Genomic DNA, 18,430 nt, shown 5'->3' with positions numbered 1-18,430 from the left:
TACAGTGAACGAATACATAGCTTATATAGATGTAAAAGGTGTTACTCCTTTATTACTGAATAAGCTAGTTGATGAAACAAAGGCTGAACGTAACAAACGATTGCTCAATTACAATCGGTACAAAGCAGAATTATCGGCAGTACCGATTTTAACTCGTAAGCCAACTGATTATGCTCAAGGTAATGATCATGTGGTTCGTGTTGATGACAAGGTAAATAATACACTTAATAACCCTTTAGACGCTGAAATAGTAGATACCAAGGTTGGCTACATGTTCGGTAATCCAATTTCATACGTAGTAGACAAACAAGCTCAAGGCCTTGATAAATTATCCGAGGCGATTGAGCTTTTTAATTTGCGTAATTCTATTGATGATTTGGAAAGTGAATCCGGAAAGAAAACAGCAATTTGTGGCTATTCAGCACGACTGCTTTACATTGATACGGATGGAAATGAACGGGTTACGGCCATTGATCCATGGGAAAATCATTCTTTCAGAAACAGCAGACGTTAGTGAACCTAAATATGCTATGCGATATTTTAAAAGCGCTGAATTAGATGCTGAGGGTGAAAAAGTAGAAATTGAGCAGCTGGTCTTTTACGATGCAACCACTGAAAGATTGTACACTCGCACTGATACTGATTCACCTTTTGTTTTGAAAGATGAACGGAAGCACTTATTTGACTATTGCCCTTTATTCGGTGTTCCCAATAATGAGGAGCTGCAGGGGGATGCAGATAAGGTGTATAACCTGATTGATGCTTACGACAGAACTTTATCGGATGCATCGAACGAAATTGAACAGTTTCGATTGGCCTACCTGGTGCTTAAAGGTATGGGGATGGATGAAGAAGAGGCAAACAAGTTAGCTAGAACAGGTATCTTTGAACTGATGGGTGAGAATGACGACATTAAATATCTAACTAAAGATGTTAATGATCAAATGATTGAGAACCATTTAAACCGTCTTGAAGAGAACATCATGCGTTTAGCTAAGAGCGTGAACTTCAGTGATGAATCGTTTGCTGGTAATGCTAGTGGAGTGGCTATGAAGTATAAACTTATGGCACTTGAGAACAAATGCAAAACGATAGAGCGAAAGTTCACGACTGCTCTTCGCTACCAATTTAAAGTGCTATGTAGTGCATGGTCCAAAAAAGGTATTTGCTCAAAGGACGATTACTTGAAAGTTTGGTATGAATATAAGCGAAACATTCCTATTGATGCTCAAGCTTCTCAAGCTTCAAAAGTGTAGTGTCAGAACGTACTCGACTTTCTAAGCTGTCAATTGTTGATGATGTGGAGTATGAACTTGGAGAGATGCAGAATGATGAAAAATTGTTTGGTAATGGGCTTGAACCTTTGAACGAGGATGACGATGATGATACAAAAGAAGTTGATGACTCATAAATCAACAGGAAATCAATCGAATCGTAGATGATTTAGAAGCTAAAGCTGAGAGGGACATTGAGGTTGTTTTTGCGAGACGTTTAAAGTCTATTCTTGCCCAGATGTTAGACATGCATCGGAAGTTTGCCAGAAATGGCGAAGCTACTTGGACTGATGTTAATAAGTACAACCGATTCAACCAAGAAATGAAGTTAATTGCTCAACAACTGAACGCTGATTACAAAGAGATTATTAAGCTTATACAAGCGTCAGAGGAACGTCTCTACATTGAAAGATACTTATTGATGGCTTACCTCTTACAACAGTCTACAGGCGAGGAAATGGGCTTTAAAATACCATCTGCTGAGATGATTCATGTAGCGTTAACTAATCCTGTTGAGTTTCTTACTCTTCCTAAGATATTTGAAGTCCATAGGAACGAAATTATCAGGCGTTTGAATATTGAGATAGCACAGAGTCTACAATCTGGTGAAAGTTACACAGACATGGCTATCAGGATTGAAAACGCTATGGGATGGACAAAGAAAAAAGCAATCCTTGTTGCTCGTACAGAGGGTGGCCGAGTTAGATCACAAGTAGATTTAGCAATTGAGGAACAGGCAAGTAAAACAGCACGGCTTACTAAAGTATGGATGTCGTCGCTTGATACCAGAGTTCGTAAGTCCCATAGAAAGCTAGAGGGTCAGAAAGCTGATAAAGATGGCTACTTTCACTATGGCAAGTGGAAATCAAAAGCACCGAGGTTATGGGGCATTGCTTCAATGGATATCCAGTGTCGTTGTCATACGATATACATGATTAATGGCAAGCTTCCTGAATATCGAAGAGGTAGAGATTACATGGATGATACTTACCAAAAGCAATTGGCTGCACGTATTGATGCTTATATGTCTGATCAAGGGCTAACTTATAGACAAGCTTTTAACAAAGCGTATAAACAGGTTAAACCGCCGAGTGTAACGGTGCCATTTATGAGTTATGAAGAGTGGAAGAAAAAATTTAGCGCAAATTGAAGTTTGAAAGTTTCTCAAGGGTAATCAAAATTATTTTGTAATTAAGTAAGGAAAGTTATATAAGAATTTTAATCGTGTGGTAAAATAAACCATAATAACGTATGGAAATAACAAAAAACATTTAATTAGGAGGTGGATTTTATGAATGATAAGAAGAATAATAAATTACAAATTTTAGCGATATTGCTGATGATATCATTATTGGTTGGGGCATTTGTTATTTTTTACTTAGGTCATTACATGGTGGGTTCAGCTTTATTTGTAATTTTTATGCTTATTTTGAACGGTATTAGTAGTTGGAAGAAAATGAAAAATGATGAGTACATTCATTTGAAAAATTATAAAAATAATGAGAAATGGTAATTAAACTACTTATTCTGCTTTTTCAAAACTTGGTTTTTTCTCATGATATTAATCAAAATTGTTATAAACCTACACAAGTCATTCACTTAGAATGGCTTTTTATTTTTGTCTTTCCTCTCGAAGACGTTATAAAGAACGAGAACAAATACACTATTGAACAGTTTAGGGATTCATTCGAGTAACTAAATTGGGCAAGGAGGAAATTATGAATCAAAATCCATTCAATCTTAAAACGTTAATACCTTTAGATATTCAAATGCTTGCGGGAGAAGGAGATCCTAATCCAGAGCCAACGCCTGAACCTACACCGGAGCCAGCATCAGGAGGAAACGGTCAAGGGGCTACATTGACACTTGAATCGGTTCAATCATTTCTAAACGACGATGATGAGGGTAAGAAATGGCTTCAATCATTTGCTGATACTCGAGTAACTGATGCGATTAAAACGTACGAAACTAAAACTCTTCCAAAGAAATTAGAAGATGAGATTTCCAAGCGTTACCCACCAGAATCGGAGGAAGCGAAACAGTTACGTGAGTTAAAGGCACAATTTGAGCAATCTCAAAAAGAAGCTGCGCGTGAAAAGTTGTTTAATCAAGCTTTATCTACTGCTACTGAAAAGAGCTTACCAGCAAAATTAGTTGGGTTCTTTGTAGGCGATGATGCAGAAAAAACAACTGCCAATTTAGGCATCTTAGAAAATATTAACTTTAAAGGAATTTATATATCTTTCTTTCCTTATAAAATAGTACCTGTCCAAACCTTCTTTATCTACATTTTTACGAACTGGGGCACCATTTTAAAAAAGTTACAGGTGCCCCAGCAAGTGCCCCAAAAAGTACCCCAGTTAAATACATTTAGATAGGCTTCGTTAGACAGGTATAGAAACCCTCACTAATACAAAACCTTGATATTATGCACATCAAAAAATTAAAAACATCAGGATAGAAACCAAGGTCATAAGTTATGCTTATCAACACTATGTATTGAAACCCCTTGATATCAAAGGGGTGGGGGAGGTTCGGTGTAAACCGTACCTCAATTCGTACCCCACTTTTAATAGTTTTAGAGAGATTTATCAAAATGAAGGAATTGACTCATTACTTGCATCGCTTGTTTTTCTCTTTCAGCGAAGGAATGCGCATATGTTTTCAAGAGGGTAGATGTAGTCATACCAAGAATTTTGGCAATCGTTGTAGGCGGTGTACCAGATGCAATTGAAATTGTAGCAAAGGTATGTCGTAATCCATGTGGGGAAATAAATTTTGCCCCATGTAACTCATGCATCCGTAACAAAGTTGATGCCGCAGCATTTTGATTCAGTGGATGACATGTTTTACTAATGAAAACTAAATCATCCACTGCATGTTGTATACCGTAGGCTAGCTTCCTTTCAATACACCATTTACGGTATTGTTCCAGCTGTTTTGCTAAATCATCAGTCATATCAATTGTCCTGATACTATTTAGTGTTTTTGCTGATCGTTCCCCATGAACGTCTCTAGTGCGACTAATATTTATTAATTTATTATTAAAATCAATTTCGGACCAACGTAAAGCCCCAGCTTCGCCCCGTCGCATTCCTGTAGCCGCAAGAAGGGAAATTAAAGTATATCTAGTAATATCACAAGATTCTTTTACGCAGCGCAATAAATATGCTAACTCTGTAGATGTTAAATAATTTCCTTCTACTTCGTCAGTATTTTGTTTCTCCGCACGTGGTAAATCAACCTTTGCAATTCGATTTTTATCTATTATTTCATCTTCTACCGCAGCATTTATACAACCTATAAAAAAATTATGGTATGTTACAATACTTTTTGGTGCAGCGATAGGTATTAATCTATCAATAAATTGTGATTGATAAATACTTTTGGTTAGACGTGAAAGTTTATGATGACCAATGAATGGGTGAATATAAGAATCAATGATATTACGATAAGTTTTAGGGGTAGTTCCTTTCCATTTTGATTTTTTGCGATCAAAATAAATTTCTACCCATTGTGAAACCGTCATATTATCATTTAAAGCAATCTTTTCTCCACCATTTAAAATGGTACTTTTAATAGCAATTAGAGCTCTTTCTGCGGCAAGTATCGTATCAAATCTATATTTTGATTTCTCTCTACGCTTACCGTTATGATCGTAATATTTGTAACGGTAAGCATATTTCTTTTTCTTATCGGCATCCATGTACCAATAAATATCCTCTTTTTTTGTAGTGTTTAATTGATATCTAGCCATTTTATCCACTTCCTATCTAACTAACCCGGACAGGCATAGTAGCGTATAGGACAACTATTTACATCACTCCTTTCATAGTGGTAGCTAAAGCGGTTAACATCTCACTTATGACCTGTCCTTGTCATTCATCATCTCATATTTAGGAAGGCCATATTATGCAACCTCTGCATAATCTGCTTATTGTTATATTGTGTTAATCTCCTGAAAGCAAAATCGTATTCTACGTTAAAGATTTGCATTACTTTCATAATTGTTTGTGGTGTATGATCGTCTATTGACAAAGCCTCCAACATAAAAGTAGGAATACAAGCGTGGTACATAAAATTGTTGGCCTTGAATTCCTGATATTCACGAAATAGGGGATACATATGAAATTGATCACCTGTATGTAATAAGACATGTGATAGCTCATGGCAAAAGTCTTGCCATTGTTGTTGTGGCGATTGATTTTCATTCAGGAAAATATAATACCGTCCATCATTGTATAAGGCTTGGCTTGAATCTGACCAATAAAAAACATGAATTCCAAGTTTATTAGATATTGTTTTTATACTTAACTGCTCAGCTGTCAGAATGTTCATCTTATGATAAAACTCTTTAATAAAATCCTCTGTATATGTTGTATAACCCATCACAACATCTCCATTTTAAGAACAAATGTTCCTGTTATTTTAAACGTAAATTAAATTAAATGGAAGTGTTATTTAATAATTTACTAAAATAAGTTAGAATATATGGTTTAGATATTGTTTATAGAAATAAACCTGGTATAATTTTTTTAAGGAGTTGAACAGGTTGAAGATAATTGATTTATTTGCAGGTGCTGGAGGTTTATCAGAAGGGTTTAGGCAAGAGGGATGTGAAATTGTTGCCCATGTGGAAATGGATAAAAGTGCTTGTAATACTCTGAGAACTCGCGAAGCATTTTACTACTTAAAAGAAAACAATTTGTTACATATATATATAGATTATCTATTGAAAAGTATAACTAGAGATGAATTATATAGTAATATACCTCAAGCTGTATTAAATAGAGTAATTGAGGAAGAGATAAGTAATAAAACTATCCCTGTGATCTTTAGTCGCATAGACGACTTATTAAGAGAAGATACAGTAGATTTAATTATAGGTGGTCCACCTTGCCAAGCGTATTCAACAGCTGGTATATCGAGAGACCCAAATAGAATGAAAAATGACCCACGGAATTATTTTTATCGTTATTACATTCGTTTTCTCAGAAAATATCAACCCAAAATGTTTGTTTTTGAAAATGTTAGAGGAATCTTAACAGCACAAGAGGGTAGAGTGTTTAAAAATATCCGTAGAAATCTTAGTAATGCAGGTTACAGAATGGATTATCGGATATTAAATGCTAAGGACTTTGGTGTTTCTCAAATCAGAGAACGGGTTATTATTATCGGTTGGAAAAAAGAGTTAGAATTTCAATATCCTGACTTCAACTTAGAAATAGAACCACCAACAATTAGAGATTTATTTATAGATCTTCCTAAAATTAAAGCTGGGGAAAGTGTCAATGGAGAGGGAGAATATTATCTCGAAAAGAATATTGCAATACCAAGTATTAGAACAGAAGATTGGAGTTTACTAACACAACATATTGCCAGACCTAACAACGATAAAGATTTAAGAATTTACAGACTTGTTGTTGAAACTTGGAATAAAGAAGGACGTTTATTAAAATATAATGAACTACCTTTAGAGCTTAAGACACATAAAAATGATGCTTCTTTTTTGGATAGATTTAAAATGGTAAGATATGAAGCTTTAGCACACACAATTGTAGCTCATATTGCGAAAGATGGGCATCATTTTATACATCCAGATATTGAGCAAAACAGATCCTTATCAGTGCGTGAAGCAGCAAGAATACAGTCATTCCCGGACGATTTTTATTTTGAAGATTCAAGATCGGCAGCATTTAAACAAATTGGAAACGCAGTACCACCTTTAATGGCAAAAGAAATTGCTAAAAAACTAAAAAGTACAGAGTTGATATAGCAAAGCTCTGTACTTTTTGTATTAGTTATATAGACTTACAAATAAATTCAATAAAGAATATAGAGTTTTGCCAATTAGATTGTAATTGATTTATTGTAACTGTTTTATCTGTCCAATGCATAGCTAAGTTTATATCATCAATACAGTGAGCAAGATAATCAAGATGTTTTAATGAGCGCGCGTCAAATTGATTTGTTTTTGACAAATATCTTTTAAAATCCATTAACTTAGTTTTGATTGGAATATCTTTTTCCTCAATAGAACTGCTTTTTGTAATTTTTCGTTTAATATTATTGTCAGAATTAATGATATAATCCTTGAAATGTGTTTGAAGACTTACTAGATTTTGTCTTAAATATTCATCCATCATAACTTCAGTAAGACTTCTTAAAAGAAAACCTGTAGCAAGTGGATATTTATCAATAATTATTGTGGTAACTTCATTAACTAAATTTGCTACTTTAGGAGATTGAATATTTTTTTTAATTTCAGGATCAATAATTCCAATAGTAGAGAATTTAGTATAAGTATTTTTAGAGCCCACCACAGAAGCAGAGCCAGCCCCAGTACTAGAACCAGCCCCAGAAGCAGAGCCAATCCTAGTACTAGAACCAGCCCCAGAAGCAGAGCCAACCCCAGAACTAGAACCACCGCCAGAAGCAGGGCCAGCGCCAGAACTAGAACCACCGCCAGAAACAGGGCCAGCGCCAGAACTAGAACCACCGCCAGAAGCAGGGCCAGCGCCAGAACTAGAACCACCGCCAGAAGCAGGGCCAGCGCCAGAACTAGAACCACCGCCAGAAGCAGGGCCAGCGCCAGAACTAGAACCACCGCCAGAAGCAGAGCCAGCGCCAGTACTAAAACCACCGCCAGAACCGTTTTGAATAAATATGTTTGGCCTCTTAGGATTTCCTAAGCTTTTTACATGACTTTTAATTGCTTTAACGGCTTCTTCTCTATCTTTACCAAACTGTGTTACGATAATATCAATTATTTTGTGGAAATATTTAGAGGTTTCATTTCGAATAAATCCCTCTCTGTTAGTTTTCTCTTCTAGATTATACGAATTAAAAGGGTCAAGTATCACATAACCGAATGTTAATTTATTATCAATATTTTCGGCTGGCTTCATTAATCTCTTTTCAGCTAATTTTAACCAATCTTCCTTACCATGCCCATAAATTTTGTAATTGTTTCTATAAACATTAATACCTTGATAGGCACTTAAAAATTTTAATTTTAATTCAAGCTCTCTTGATTGAATAACATTACTAAATTTTTTATCAAAAAAGAAATTATGAATGTATACTTTTGTACGACCGATAAAAATATTCTCTACATTTTGTTCTTTTATTGATTCTTCTATTGAAATCATGCTGCTGTTTTCATATAAGACAGTGTTATGAAATTTACAAATAAATTTATATGATACAATTTTATTCCCTTCAAATTCAGCTATTGCACTAAATGGAGCTTCTGCTATAGACTTGATAGGGTTTTCGAATTCAATTTGTGGGACATCACTAGGGTACAATACCTCAAATTTTTTAGGTTGAAATGGAATATTATAATTTATTAAATCTTCATGTATCTGTGATAAATCTAAATTATTTAATTTAGTTAACCTAATGCAAGTACCATTACCCTCAGTTGTAGTACTTTCGTGAATAAGTATTTTATAATCTGTTATATCTGAAAATTTTTCCAAATCACTTTTTTCTAATGTAAATGTACATTTCTTTCCATTAGAAATGGTAATAATTTCTATTTATTTAGCTAATCTGAATAGACTAAAACGCCCAATTCCTTTTCCGCCTAATTGTGTTAAATCGTTACTTTTATTACTTGTAGCTACTAGTAACCAATTTTCTTTAATTTCATCTAAAGTCATGCCGGAACCGTTATCTCTAATTTCAACTACATCATTTTTAAAATTGGAAAAGTCTACTATTATATTTTCTGCACCAGCATCACTGGCATTTTTTATTTGCTCAGCGATTGCAATACTATCTAATTCAATAATTTTATTACCTAGTGCTTCATATAATAATCGTGGATCTAATTTAATATCCGTAGTATGTTCAATAACTTCATTCATTTTTGACACCTCTAATGTATTAAGTAATTAGTTTAAATATTCAAATTCAATATGGGACTATATGATATTTCTTCCATACTAACCCCTGTGTCTTAAACTCTCTGAGATATAAAAGGAATCGTCAAGTGGTTTAAAGTATAGAAATAGAACCATCTTACAACAATCGGGTTGTATTTAAAGTTTGCATCTGTGAGATTATACACTTTGCATATCCAATTCCAATATCAATAAATAAGTCTATGTATTTCTTTAAAACACTGCTATAAATGTTTTATATTTACAGATACAGGCTGATTTAAAGGACATGCACCTTCATGCATGTCCTATTTTTCATTCTTAATAATTTCCCACATCTTTCGTAGCTTCTCCAAATCTTCTTCCTTCGACTTCGGCAATTCTTTGTACCATTTTTCAAGGGTAGGGTTATTGGCAAAAGCCTGAAACTCTGCTTCGTCTTTTTCTTGTTGAGAAAGGGGAGCTGGATTATTTGTATTACCGAGTAGGTAATCAGTTGTCGTATTTAATGTATTTGCTAAAAGTACAAGCATTTCATTAGAAGGAGTACTGTGCCCATTCTCATAATTACTGATGGTACCTTTAGTTGTTTGAACTTTAGTTGCTAATTGTTCTTGCGTCATTTTTTTTGCTTTTCTGGCTATTTTCAAACGATGGTCCAACATGAAATCACTCCTTGTACAAGTAAATTGTACTATTTATTTATGATAAGTGCACAATGAAAATAAAAAGTACAAAAAAGTCATACAATAATGTTGACGTATGAGAATCTTGTTGTTATTATTTTAGTACAAGTTATTCATACAAAGGAGGTTGTACTGAATGAAAAACTTGAATTTGATTACTGCTAGAAAAAAGAAACAACTTACTCAAGCCGAATTAGCAAATTTACTTAAAACTGTTAGTAAAGCTGCTATTTCCAATTGGGAAACAGGATACTCAAAACCTAGATTAGAAGTAGCTTTGGCTGTTTCAAAAATTTTAGAAGAAGATGTAGCCTTTTTATTTGGTTATAATGTACAAGATTCTTGTACAAAAAGATCTGCCATTTCATAAAAAATTTATCCATCCTAATAGCTCACGAAGCGGTAGCAACGCTAATTCACCAATGAAAGGGGGTGTGAGCATGACTAAATCAAAGCGTAAAAAGAAACGCAAAGAGCAGTTTCCTTCACAGCAATTTCGAAATCTTAAAGGTTCTAAACGCGAACGAATGATTGCTGAACGAAAAGCCAAGGGTCTTTCACAGGGACAACTCGGAAAATTAATTGGTTGTTCAACTGCTCTGATTAGTCATTTAGAGGTTGGACGAGCTAATCCAAATATAGAGCTTTCAATGAAGCTAGAACAGGTTCTAGAAACACCATTTTTTGAATTGTTCCCAGACTTATAAAAAAGTTCTTGACTTGAGGTTGTCTCCTTTTTTCCAATTTTAAAGTTAAATATACTTCGTTGGATAGGTCAAACTCGTAAATGAAGTTAGATACATCAGAATACATCAGGATAATAAGCAAGTTAATTCCAAAAATGTCAAAACGCCAATTTCTATAATAAATAGTATTAGAGAAGGAGGTCTCAAAATGAATCAATTATCAAGGAATATCCCGAGTACAGAAGTTGCAGAAATGGTCGGACGTGACCATAACGAAGTCTTGAAAGATGTGAGGCGCATTATTGCTCAATTAGGAGAGGGGAATTTACCCCAGTCCTATTTCATCGAATCTACTTATACAAATAGTCAAAATAAGCAGCAACCTTGCTTCTTGTTAACTAAGAAGGGGTGCGAATTATATGGCACTCGTATGACTGGCAAAAAGGGCACACAATTCGCGGTTAAATACATCGAACGCTTCAATGAAATGGAGCAACATATTGAAAAGCAACTATCACAAGATCCTATCACATTAGCGCTTGAATCAGCGTTAAATACGCGGAAGCAATTGCAGAGCATCCAAATGGAAGTTGTTGAAGTTAAAGAAACTGTACAAAACCTTGTTGTCACAATGCGTATTGATGGCAATCAAGAAGCGCAGATAAGTAAGCGTGGCCGAGAAGTTGTGATAGCTGCGTTAGGCGGCAAAGAATCGAATGCCTACAAAAAAATAAGCCGTCAAGTATTTTCAGCTTTTTGGCGAGATTTCAAAAATCACTTTGAAGTCCCACGGTATGGAGAAATTCCTAAAACACGTTTTGCTGAAAGCATCAAATTTATCTCCATGTGGCAGCCATCTACTACGCTAAGAATGGAAATTAACGCGTACAACCAACAAGCATTAAAACTTGTTGAAGGTGGTGCCAAGTGACTGTGATTAAAAATGATACAGATATTACTCAATTGGTACTCGAGAACGCTGGTCTTACTAAAAAAGAACTATTAGAAAGGTACGACCAAATAGTACAAGCCACCATTAGGAAACGAACACTGTATTGGGATATCGATGATCTAGTTCGAGAAACTAGATTTAGTAAGGCGTCATTAGAAAAATATATTCTTTGTGACCCTCGCATTAGGGAGCACCAAAGACAATTAGGCTCTAGATACAAAAGGGTTTGGTTAGCAGAACCCACAGCTAAAGTGCTCGATGAAATTTTGAATAAAGATTACTAAAAAACAACTACCCGGACAGGTATGTAAAAGTGATTGGGGCAAACAATCTATATCTCAACTATAAAGATAACTTAATAGAGAAACCATGCGTGGTAAGCATAATATGCACTTTCTGCATAAGGAGGTGATTTCATTGCATGTAGATGTTGGAGAGTTAATCAGAAAGTGCCGCAAGAAAGCAAAATTATCGCAGGAAGCCTTCGCGGAGCTTATGCACACTACGCAATCTACGATTAGTCGAATTGAGCAAAATCTCATTGCTTGTGAAGCTAAATTTTTAGCTCGAGCTGCAGCTATTACAAATTCTCAAGACACAGTAGTAGCAGCATTATTTAGCGCAGATGCAGCAGTGCAGTTTTTACAGACAGTACCAATGTTTATAGGAGGAGGGATTTTCAATTGGATCATGTAAAGAAATTGGAGCTAGAGATAGCCGCAAAGAAAGCGTGCATTGAGGATTTACAAGGAGCCATGGCATTTCATAGACAGCACGGTACATACAACTTAGCAGCTGAATGTGCTTGGCGGATTAAAAAGGCAGAACATGCTATCAGACGTTTAGAAGTCCAGCTACAAGATAACAAAAATTTTGGTGGGTTAATTCAACATTTTAGTAGGCGAGGTATTTCCCTAAAGGTGGTGAAGAAACTTGCTAATGAAAATATTAAAAGTTAATAAATGGAGTAATTTGTCATTGCAAGAACGCTTAGTGTCAGTAGGGAAGTGGTGGTCAGCATGGTGAAATGGCTAGTGAATTATTTGTATATGCCAGATGACGGCCGGGATCAAGAACATAAGGAGTTCTGTGTGAAATGCGGAATTGTCATGGTTGCTATTGGCGTACCAATCATTATTGCTTGCTGGCAATAAAAAAGCTGCTTAATCGTTGGAGCGATTAAACAGCAGATCTAAGTTTAGTCTCAATAATTATAACATATATCCTGACGTTTGCGAGTTTCGACTCGCTCTCGTCAAGCAGTCTATAACCCGTTCCTCCCCTTGACGGATTGCTTTGCAGTTATAGGCTGCTTGATGGGATTCCATCAGAAAGTAGGTGATTGAAATGTGTATTGTGTACTTCAAGCGTTTATCAGATCAAAAAGAATTTCGATTTTTACAAGTAAAGAATACTGGGCTTGAAGGAGTCGCTATAGATGGGGAAGTTGTGACATTGAAATTTATTGAACGTTCCACTCTTTATTCACAGGCATCTACAAAGTAAAAAACCACTGTTTGCGGCAGTGGTCTGAAAAAAATATTTGCAAAAATAGTTACTTTGTATTTTACGCCCAAGATTTCAAAAAATCAACTAACTAGGAGGAAGAATATGCTTTTTTCCGAGAGTAATGTAAACATTTCGGCAGCATTAGCTAAAGCATGGGCAACTATTCAAACACCAAAACATAATGCAAAAGTAAATGTCCGCACCAAAAATGGCGGTTCATATACGTTTGAATACACAGATCTCAATGGCATTTTAGATGCTGTCAGACCTATATTTGTTCAAAATCATTTATCCATCATTCAGAACAGCTATACAACCGTTGAAGGCAATTTAACAATGGCTTGTGTAGAAACCATATTCCTGCACGAATCAGGAGAGTATGTGAAATCTTATCCACTCAAATTTCCAGCAGCCAACAGCATGCAAGATTTCGGTGGTCAGATTACTTATATGAAGCGCTATAGCTTGTCGGCTATGTTAGGGCTTGCTACAGAGAAGGATGATGATGCAAATGGAGCGAGCGGAAACGATTATCAATATATGAATCAAGCTACTCCGAAACAGCCAAGTAACAGTGGTCAGCTACAGCAACAAAAAAATCAGCCTAACCAAACAGGTTTAAGGACTCAAGAACAATTTAATGAAATAGCAAAATTGTTGAGTGAAGTTGCCACAGCATATGGTTCCGATCCTAACACAGTTTATAACGGTGCCATGCAGAGATGCAAAATTCCTGATAAGAATTCGGATTTATTAACAATGAAAGAAGCAGATAGCTTAATTCAATATTTACGTGCTATCAAGATGCAAGTGCCTCAATGAATTCTGTACCGCACAGAGTGTTGTTACCACAATGGATTTTTGAACAGGCGGTAGGTGATGAAAAGGAAGTGTATCGCCTTGTACGCCGGTACATATGGCAGGGCTACCCTGATTACAAGTTGATCGAAATCAAAGGCAGTTTTGCCATTTGTAAGCGAACAGATGGATTTTTATAAGGAGGGCAAACCAAATGTTTACAACAGGAAATACAACAGTAGATGCGATTGGACAGATGCATTTAGAAGGGAATGTCATCCCACATACTTGGTATGAAAACATCCGATTAAGCACAGGTAAGCCTGATTTAATTGCTATCACATTGCTCAGTGAAATTGTTTATTGGTATCGCCCTACACATGTGAAAGAAGAGGCATCAGGGCGTTTACTGGGCATAAAAAAGAAGTTTAAAGCAGATGCGTTACAACGTTCTTACGATAGTTTTGTCGAGCAATTTGGCTTTAGTAAAAAGCAAGTAAGAGAAGCCATGGATCGTTTGGAACAACTAGGTTTAATTACACGTGATTTTCGGACAATCACATCCAATGGAACAAATTTATCCAATGTATTATTTATCGATTTAAACATAGGACTTTTAGAGGGTATTACCTTTTTGGGTAATAGGGTGTTACCCAAAAAGGAAAGAGGGTATTGCCCAAATGGGAAAGAGGGTGTTACCGATATGGGCAATAGGGTATTACCCAAACGGGAAACACCTATTGCCCCTGAGGGTAATACGTATACAGAGATTACTACAGAGATTACAAATACAGAGATTACTAAAAAGAATACTAGTCGCAAACGAGTTTACGACGAATCTTCTGTTGAATATCAATTAGCAAATAGGCTTTATGAAAAAATTCTTGCTAACGATGCCAATTTTAAAAAGCCAAATTTGAATAGCTGGGCTGATCATATTCGTCTCATGATGGAACGAGATCAACGGACTGCTCAACAAATTGAATACTTGATTGACTGGTCACAAAACAACAGTTTCTGGCAATCAAATATTCTTTCAACTAAAAAACTACGTGAAAAAGCAACCACATTAATCCTTCAAATCAAAGGGGAAAGGGAGAAAGCTAACGGAAGTATTCTTCCACAATATCAACGGGGGCGGAGAGAGATTGTTCCACAATGGTTTAAAGAACGGCAACTTGAAAAACCACAAAATGGAGAAATCATCGAATCATCAATACTTATTACGGATGTAGAGGCGGAGCTGTCGGAAGAACAGAAAGCTTACTTTGAAGCAGAACGACAAAAAATCTTAGCAACGCTAGGGAAGGTGGAAGAAAAATTTGAGCAGACATGATGAACATATGAAAATACGTGACCATTTCGCCAAGGTTGCTCAGGCTAAAGGTACTTTTACTAATGGCACTGACCAAGCACTGGTACGGGCAGTGACACATGATGAAGTAGCGAAGCGTATTAACCAACTTGTCAGTGATTATCAGTTCCCGCTTCCAGTCCTACAAGACGTACAGAAGTGGTTAAGTGACAGCAACTGCACCCATTATGCAATGCAACAACTTAGATATTTAGAAAACAATGTGCATGCTGGTATCGCCACAAAAAGGGAGGATTCAAACAAATGATTAATCGTGTCGTATTAGTTGGCCGTCTTACCAAAGATCCTGAGTTACGTTACACACCGAACGGTATTGCATCTTGCCGCTTTACAGTAGCCATTAACCGTACATTTGCCAATCAAAATGGTGAGCGTGATGCAGATTTTATTAACTGCCAAGCATGGCGTAAAGCAGCTGAAAATCTAGCAAACTATCAGCGCAAAGGGGCACTGATTGGTTTAGAAGGTCGTATTCAAACGCATAGTTACGAAGATCAGAATGGACAAAGAGTGTATACCACAACGGTTGTAGCGGACAGTATCCAATTTTTAGAGTCACGTAGTCAAGCTAGTGGTCAACAGCAGCCTAATTCATATTCATCACAACAGCAACAACATCAATATGGCGGACAAGCTTACGGCAACAAACAGCCAAACTATGCCAGTGGGCAATCACAGCAACAATTCGGTGGTCCTATGCCAGGGCAAGGTGCTTATCAGCAAAATCAGCCGCCTATGAATCAATCTAGCTATACAAGAGTAGATGAGGACCCATTTGCGAATAGTCGAGGACCGATAGAAGTGTCTGATGATGATTTGCCATTTTAGGAGGCTGATAGGATGAGGCGTTGTAAAAGATGCAACAGACCCTTAAAAAATGGAGAATCCATTGTAAGACAGTATGGGGTTACTTGCTGGAAGCGGCACTTGAATGATCTTGAGCAAGAGTTTTTGAAGAACCAGCTCACCATTTTTGACGTGCTAGAGGCAGAAAATCATGAAGAAATGAGGGCGCAGAATGTTTTATAATCAATCAACTAAGCAGCGTGCGAAATCAGTAACACATGCTAACCGTGGCAAGTTTTTAGAACGTGTCATTGATATGGCCAACACAAAATATCGTAATGCGGGATTAGCTGACATTCGTAAAATTCCAACGCCTGTACAAATTACAAAAGATAAAGGCTCCCAAGTAGAAGGACGGAAGGAAAAGCCTGAATGGGTGGACTATGCAGGTGTCTGTAATGGACGAGCAGTGGTATTTGATGCAAAGGTAACGAAGGGCAAAAGTTTTCCGCTCCAAAACTTACATGATCATCAATACGAATTGCTCCGCTCCTGGTACGAAAAAGGCGCTATCACTTTTCTACTTGTGTATTTCAGCGAGTTGGATAAATACTATCGCTTACCATTTCCACCGCTTCAAGCAGCTTGGCAGACAGCTCAAAGTGGTGGGCGTAAATCGATTCCACTGGCAACATTTGAAGAACATGCAAGCGAAGCTGTATCGATGGATGGCTATACATTGCACTACTTGCTGCCATTTATCGAAAGTAGGTGGTGAGGATGTTACAGGGAAAATGTGTTGATACTGGAGGTTCTACTAATCTCACAAAAGGTGAACTGTACTATCTTTTCCCACATGGCGGTCATGCATATTGTGCTAGCCGCTTCCCTAGACCCGGATCTCACTTTGGAACCTACCAAAAGAATCACTTTGAGTTAGTGGATGTTGCTATTGATGCGCCAGCTCAAGTACTTAATAAATATTTGGCCCGTGTAGTGAAGCCACCATCACATTTCTATCGAACTGACGAGGAATACATCATTACGGAGCCAAAATCAGATGGTTACTACAGTGTGTTTTTTAAACATCGTCCAGATGGTCCTCCAATCGGCGCATATAAACGTACAGAATGTTTTGAGCGTATTGTGTCTTTTGAAGAATCAGCAACAGAAACCACTACCATATTTGAGGTTGGCGATATTGTAGAAATTGTGGATGCATCACTTATCAGGCATAAACATTATGAAAATGGTGTGCAGGCAACGGTGATAGAGAATTTTTATGGTTGCATATCAATTAAAAGAAATGAGCCCGTAGATAGGATGGTCATAGGTAGCGTGCTTTTAGTAGGAGAGGAACTACAGGCTATTAGAAAAGTTGGATCGAGAACCGTACTAGAAGAGGCTATGGTGAACGATAAGCAAGAAAAGGTGAACCAAACGACAAAAATTGAGTGCGAAATATCTGAAATAGTGAAATTAGCTGTCAAGAAGCAAAAATATGAGCAGTTGAGCTTATTTTAGGAGGGACTGAAATGAATGAGCAATTAAGTTTTCGTGATGAATTACGAAAGCAAGAACTAGAACGCCCATGGTTTTTACAAGCAAGTTCTGCACCAGTTGTCCGATTTGAAGGAAGTAAATCAGAGCGAAATCTACCAAAGGGATCATTATGTTTTGTTAATGGCTGCAGATCAGGTGAATTTGATACCCATGTTTGGTCCCGAAGTAAAAGTTCATTTGTAGATTACTTAGATTTAGTGCCCATGAAAGTAATCGACTTTACAGAGGAAGAATTGACAAGAAAATATCCAAAAAGGTGGGAGCATGTACGAATTATTTCAAATGCCACACTACAAGTTGTAGACGAAGGGTTACTTGCTGTCATTGGACCACAATGGTGTGAGTTAACAGAGAAACTTTCCAAAGGTGGATATACCCAAAATCGGAGAGTGGATATGCTAACTAGTCATTTCGATGGTTACAAACCCGCACGTCTTTTGGTCTACAAAGACGAATTAGAGGAGAACACAAATGAAAGCAATCACAATTAAACAACCTTGGGCTACTCTTATTGCTTTAGGTGAGAAGCGGTTCGAGACACGTAGCTGGCAGACGAAATATCGAGGTCCTATTGCTATCCACGCTGGTAAAACAATGGATAAGGAATATTGTGAATATCCGCCAATTAAGAGAGCGCTTCAAAGACATGGAATTAAAAATGAAGATTTACCACTTGGAGTTGTCGTTGCTACTGCAGAATTAGTTGAATGCCATTTAATACCGAACGAGTTAAGTGCTGCAGGCATGGAATTCGGAAAAAAATTAGAGGGTGACGAACTGTACTTTGGTGATTTTATGGACGGTCGTTATGCTTGGGAGCTGAATACAGTGAAAGTTTTACTTGAGCCAGTGCCAGCTAAAGGACAATTGAGCTTGTGGAATTGGAATGATGGGGGAAAGTGATAAAAAATG

General features: G+C 36.7%; 30 protein-coding genes. 25 read left to right on the top strand and 5 right to left on the bottom strand.

The window, feature by feature from the left end:
* The first annotated feature begins 4 nt into the window (after positions 1–4).
* The 6 genes from PSR12_RS12765 to PSR12_RS12740 all read left to right on the top strand — a co-directional run bounded on the left by PSR12_RS12765 (position 5) and on the right by PSR12_RS12740 (position 3,652).
* On the top strand, positions 5–514 hold the full coding sequence (locus PSR12_RS12765) for a phage portal protein (RefSeq protein WP_274769196.1): 510 nt from the start codon (positions 5–7) through the stop codon (positions 512–514).
* Positions 471–1,256 carry a phage portal protein gene (locus PSR12_RS12760; RefSeq protein ID WP_274769194.1) on the top strand — a complete coding sequence of 262 codons (786 nt, stop codon included), beginning with the start codon at positions 471–473 and terminating at the stop codon, positions 1,254–1,256. Before PSR12_RS12765 ends, PSR12_RS12760 begins: the two co-directional genes overlap by 44 nt.
* Positions 1,256–1,411 carry a hypothetical protein gene (locus PSR12_RS12755; protein WP_274769193.1) on the top strand — a complete coding sequence of 52 codons (156 nt, stop codon included), beginning with the start codon at positions 1,256–1,258 and terminating at the stop codon, positions 1,409–1,411. The genes PSR12_RS12760 and PSR12_RS12755 overlap by 1 nt, the downstream gene beginning before the upstream one ends.
* Positions 1,412–1,521: 110 nt before the next feature.
* Positions 1,522–2,424, top strand: coding sequence for a phage head morphogenesis protein (locus PSR12_RS12750; protein WP_274769191.1), 903 nt, complete (start codon positions 1,522–1,524; stop codon positions 2,422–2,424).
* A 141-nt stretch (positions 2,425–2,565) separates the two neighbouring features.
* Entirely contained in the window at positions 2,566–2,787 is a 222-nt protein-coding gene (locus PSR12_RS12745) for a hypothetical protein (RefSeq protein WP_066036394.1), read from the top strand.
* 205 nt (positions 2,788–2,992) lie between these two features.
* Positions 2,993–3,652: a DUF4355 domain-containing protein gene (locus tag PSR12_RS12740; RefSeq protein ID WP_274769187.1), complete on the top strand. Its 660-nt coding sequence runs from the start codon at positions 2,993–2,995 to the stop codon at positions 3,650–3,652.
* Positions 3,653–3,852: 200 nt separating this feature from the next.
* On the opposite strand, the gene PSR12_RS12735 is transcribed toward PSR12_RS12740, so the two are convergent.
* Together PSR12_RS12735 and PSR12_RS12730 are read right to left on the bottom strand one after the other, a co-directional pair.
* Entirely contained in the window at positions 3,853–5,031 is a 1,179-nt protein-coding gene (locus PSR12_RS12735; protein WP_274769186.1) for a tyrosine-type recombinase/integrase, read from the bottom strand.
* Between the two features lie 128 nt (positions 5,032–5,159).
* Positions 5,160–5,663 carry an ImmA/IrrE family metallo-endopeptidase gene (locus PSR12_RS12730; RefSeq protein WP_274769185.1) on the bottom strand — a complete coding sequence of 168 codons (504 nt, stop codon included), beginning with the start codon at positions 5,661–5,663 and terminating at the stop codon, positions 5,160–5,162.
* 163 nt (positions 5,664–5,826) lie between these two features.
* Between PSR12_RS12730 and PSR12_RS12725 the strand changes: the two genes are divergently transcribed.
* Positions 5,827–7,050 carry a DNA cytosine methyltransferase gene (locus PSR12_RS12725; RefSeq protein WP_274769183.1) on the top strand — a complete coding sequence of 408 codons (1,224 nt, stop codon included), beginning with the start codon at positions 5,827–5,829 and terminating at the stop codon, positions 7,048–7,050.
* Between the two features lie 25 nt (positions 7,051–7,075).
* On the opposite strand, the gene PSR12_RS12720 is transcribed toward PSR12_RS12725, so the two are convergent.
* From PSR12_RS12720 to PSR12_RS12710, 3 genes are all read right to left on the bottom strand, one after another.
* Complete coding sequence (locus PSR12_RS12720) at positions 7,076–8,758, bottom strand: hypothetical protein (protein WP_274769182.1); 1,683 nt, start codon at positions 8,756–8,758, stop codon at positions 7,076–7,078.
* Between the two features lie 60 nt (positions 8,759–8,818).
* Positions 8,819–9,148 carry an ATP-binding protein gene (locus PSR12_RS12715; protein ID WP_274769180.1) on the bottom strand — a complete coding sequence of 110 codons (330 nt, stop codon included), beginning with the start codon at positions 9,146–9,148 and terminating at the stop codon, positions 8,819–8,821.
* 323 nt (positions 9,149–9,471) lie between these two features.
* Positions 9,472–9,828, bottom strand: a complete 357-nt coding sequence (locus PSR12_RS12710) for a helix-turn-helix domain-containing protein (protein WP_274769179.1) — start codon at positions 9,826–9,828, stop codon at positions 9,472–9,474.
* A gap of 157 nt (positions 9,829–9,985) precedes the next feature.
* Here PSR12_RS12710 and PSR12_RS12705 point away from each other — a divergent pair, with 157 nt between their 5' ends.
* The 18 genes from PSR12_RS12705 (at position 9,986) to PSR12_RS12625 (ending at position 18,421) form a co-directional block, all read left to right on the top strand.
* The gene (locus PSR12_RS12705) at positions 9,986–10,219 is read left to right on the top strand and encodes a helix-turn-helix transcriptional regulator (protein WP_274769178.1); all 234 of its coding nucleotides are present in this window, start codon (positions 9,986–9,988) and stop codon (positions 10,217–10,219) included.
* Positions 10,220–10,289: 70 nt separating this feature from the next.
* Positions 10,290–10,556 (top strand): helix-turn-helix transcriptional regulator, encoded by a 267-nt coding sequence (locus PSR12_RS12700; RefSeq protein WP_237898081.1) that lies wholly within the window; start codon positions 10,290–10,292, stop codon positions 10,554–10,556.
* A 187-nt stretch (positions 10,557–10,743) separates the two neighbouring features.
* Positions 10,744–11,466, top strand: a complete 723-nt coding sequence (locus tag PSR12_RS12695; RefSeq protein WP_274769176.1) for a Rha family transcriptional regulator — start codon at positions 10,744–10,746, stop codon at positions 11,464–11,466.
* Positions 11,463–11,771 (top strand): hypothetical protein, encoded by a 309-nt coding sequence (locus PSR12_RS12690; protein WP_257522303.1) that lies wholly within the window; start codon positions 11,463–11,465, stop codon positions 11,769–11,771. Before PSR12_RS12695 ends, PSR12_RS12690 begins: the two co-directional genes overlap by 4 nt.
* Positions 11,772–11,904: 133 nt before the next feature.
* Positions 11,905–12,183 (top strand): helix-turn-helix domain-containing protein, encoded by a 279-nt coding sequence (locus PSR12_RS12685; RefSeq protein ID WP_237898078.1) that lies wholly within the window; start codon positions 11,905–11,907, stop codon positions 12,181–12,183.
* The gene (locus PSR12_RS12680) at positions 12,171–12,446 is read left to right on the top strand and encodes a hypothetical protein (protein WP_274769172.1); all 276 of its coding nucleotides are present in this window, start codon (positions 12,171–12,173) and stop codon (positions 12,444–12,446) included. Before PSR12_RS12685 ends, PSR12_RS12680 begins: the two co-directional genes overlap by 13 nt.
* 60 nt (positions 12,447–12,506) lie before the next feature.
* On the top strand, positions 12,507–12,641 hold the full coding sequence (locus PSR12_RS12675; RefSeq protein WP_255409617.1) for a hypothetical protein: 135 nt from the start codon (positions 12,507–12,509) through the stop codon (positions 12,639–12,641).
* Positions 12,642–12,834: 193 nt separating this feature from the next.
* The gene (locus PSR12_RS12670) at positions 12,835–12,993 is read left to right on the top strand and encodes a hypothetical protein (RefSeq protein WP_274769170.1); all 159 of its coding nucleotides are present in this window, start codon (positions 12,835–12,837) and stop codon (positions 12,991–12,993) included.
* Positions 12,994–13,098: 105 nt separating this feature from the next.
* On the top strand, positions 13,099–13,818 hold the full coding sequence (locus PSR12_RS12665) for an ERF family protein (RefSeq protein WP_274769169.1): 720 nt from the start codon (positions 13,099–13,101) through the stop codon (positions 13,816–13,818).
* A complete protein-coding gene (locus tag PSR12_RS12660) occupies positions 13,815–13,994 on the top strand; it encodes a hypothetical protein (RefSeq protein WP_274769168.1) in 180 nt (59 codons plus the stop codon). Before PSR12_RS12665 ends, PSR12_RS12660 begins: the two co-directional genes overlap by 4 nt.
* 14 nt (positions 13,995–14,008) lie before the next feature.
* A complete protein-coding gene (locus PSR12_RS12655; protein WP_274769167.1) occupies positions 14,009–15,130 on the top strand; it encodes a DNA replication protein DnaD in 1,122 nt (373 codons plus the stop codon).
* Positions 15,117–15,416: a DUF6877 family protein gene (locus PSR12_RS12650; protein ID WP_274769166.1), complete on the top strand. Its 300-nt coding sequence runs from the start codon at positions 15,117–15,119 to the stop codon at positions 15,414–15,416. The genes PSR12_RS12655 and PSR12_RS12650 overlap by 14 nt, the downstream gene beginning before the upstream one ends.
* Positions 15,413–15,997: a single-stranded DNA-binding protein gene (ssb, locus tag PSR12_RS12645; RefSeq protein ID WP_274769165.1), complete on the top strand. Its 585-nt coding sequence runs from the start codon at positions 15,413–15,415 to the stop codon at positions 15,995–15,997. The genes PSR12_RS12650 and ssb overlap by 4 nt, the downstream gene beginning before the upstream one ends.
* 12 nt (positions 15,998–16,009) lie before the next feature.
* On the top strand, positions 16,010–16,198 hold the full coding sequence (locus PSR12_RS23890; RefSeq protein WP_312130982.1) for a DUF6011 domain-containing protein: 189 nt from the start codon (positions 16,010–16,012) through the stop codon (positions 16,196–16,198).
* Complete coding sequence (locus PSR12_RS12640; RefSeq protein ID WP_274769163.1) at positions 16,188–16,733, top strand: Holliday junction resolvase RecU; 546 nt, start codon at positions 16,188–16,190, stop codon at positions 16,731–16,733. The genes PSR12_RS23890 and PSR12_RS12640 overlap by 11 nt, the downstream gene beginning before the upstream one ends.
* Positions 16,734–16,735: 2 nt before the next feature.
* On the top strand, positions 16,736–17,479 hold the full coding sequence (locus tag PSR12_RS12635; protein WP_274769161.1) for a hypothetical protein: 744 nt from the start codon (positions 16,736–16,738) through the stop codon (positions 17,477–17,479).
* A gap of 11 nt (positions 17,480–17,490) precedes the next feature.
* On the top strand, positions 17,491–18,009 hold the full coding sequence (locus PSR12_RS12630) for a hypothetical protein (protein WP_257522295.1): 519 nt from the start codon (positions 17,491–17,493) through the stop codon (positions 18,007–18,009).
* Complete coding sequence (locus PSR12_RS12625) at positions 17,990–18,421, top strand: ASCH domain-containing protein (RefSeq protein ID WP_274769158.1); 432 nt, start codon at positions 17,990–17,992, stop codon at positions 18,419–18,421. Before PSR12_RS12630 ends, PSR12_RS12625 begins: the two co-directional genes overlap by 20 nt.
* Positions 18,422–18,430: the final 9 nt, after the last annotated feature.

This window comes from Lysinibacillus sp. G01H (assembly GCF_028872195.1).
Classification (GTDB): Bacteria; Bacillota; Bacilli; order Bacillales_A; family Planococcaceae; genus Lysinibacillus; species Lysinibacillus capsici.
This window is presented reverse-complemented; position numbering and strand designations above follow the sequence as displayed.

Bases quoted from the DNA above. Each gene is read 5' to 3' on its own strand.
- PSR12_RS12745 (WP_066036394.1), top strand. From the start codon at position 2,566: ATGAATGATAAGAAGAATAATAAATTACAAATTTTAGCGATATTGCTG.
- PSR12_RS12740 (WP_274769187.1), top strand. From the start codon at position 2,993: ATGAATCAAAATCCATTCAATCTTAAAACGTTAATACCTTTAGATATT.
- PSR12_RS12675 (WP_255409617.1), top strand. From the start codon at position 12,507: ATGGTGAAATGGCTAGTGAATTATTTGTATATGCCAGATGACGGCCGG.
- PSR12_RS12730 (WP_274769185.1), bottom strand. From the start codon at position 5,663: ATGGGTTATACAACATATACAGAGGATTTTATTAAAGAGTTTTATCAT.
- PSR12_RS12660 (WP_274769168.1), top strand. From the start codon at position 13,815: ATGAATTCTGTACCGCACAGAGTGTTGTTACCACAATGGATTTTTGAA.
- PSR12_RS12630 (WP_257522295.1), top strand. From the start codon at position 17,491: ATGAATGAGCAATTAAGTTTTCGTGATGAATTACGAAAGCAAGAACTA.
- PSR12_RS12705 (WP_274769178.1), top strand. From the start codon at position 9,986: ATGAAAAACTTGAATTTGATTACTGCTAGAAAAAAGAAACAACTTACT.
- PSR12_RS12750 (WP_274769191.1), top strand. From the start codon at position 1,522: ATGCATCGGAAGTTTGCCAGAAATGGCGAAGCTACTTGGACTGATGTT.
- PSR12_RS12715 (WP_274769180.1), bottom strand. From the start codon at position 9,148: ATGAATGAAGTTATTGAACATACTACGGATATTAAATTAGATCCACGA.
- PSR12_RS12695 (WP_274769176.1), top strand. From the start codon at position 10,744: ATGAATCAATTATCAAGGAATATCCCGAGTACAGAAGTTGCAGAAATG.
- PSR12_RS12735 (WP_274769186.1), bottom strand. From the start codon at position 5,031: ATGGCTAGATATCAATTAAACACTACAAAAAAAGAGGATATTTATTGG.
- PSR12_RS12710 (WP_274769179.1), bottom strand. From the start codon at position 9,828: ATGTTGGACCATCGTTTGAAAATAGCCAGAAAAGCAAAAAAAATGACG.
- PSR12_RS12700 (WP_237898081.1), top strand. From the start codon at position 10,290: ATGACTAAATCAAAGCGTAAAAAGAAACGCAAAGAGCAGTTTCCTTCA.
- PSR12_RS12625 (WP_274769158.1), top strand. From the start codon at position 17,990: ATGAAAGCAATCACAATTAAACAACCTTGGGCTACTCTTATTGCTTTA.
- PSR12_RS12635 (WP_274769161.1), top strand. From the start codon at position 16,736: ATGTTACAGGGAAAATGTGTTGATACTGGAGGTTCTACTAATCTCACA.
- ssb (WP_274769165.1), top strand. From the start codon at position 15,413: ATGATTAATCGTGTCGTATTAGTTGGCCGTCTTACCAAAGATCCTGAG.
- PSR12_RS12640 (WP_274769163.1), top strand. From the start codon at position 16,188: ATGTTTTATAATCAATCAACTAAGCAGCGTGCGAAATCAGTAACACAT.
- PSR12_RS23890 (WP_312130982.1), top strand. From the start codon at position 16,010: ATGAGGCGTTGTAAAAGATGCAACAGACCCTTAAAAAATGGAGAATCC.
- PSR12_RS12665 (WP_274769169.1), top strand. From the start codon at position 13,099: ATGCTTTTTTCCGAGAGTAATGTAAACATTTCGGCAGCATTAGCTAAA.
- PSR12_RS12655 (WP_274769167.1), top strand. From the start codon at position 14,009: ATGTTTACAACAGGAAATACAACAGTAGATGCGATTGGACAGATGCAT.
- PSR12_RS12670 (WP_274769170.1), top strand. From the start codon at position 12,835: ATGTGTATTGTGTACTTCAAGCGTTTATCAGATCAAAAAGAATTTCGA.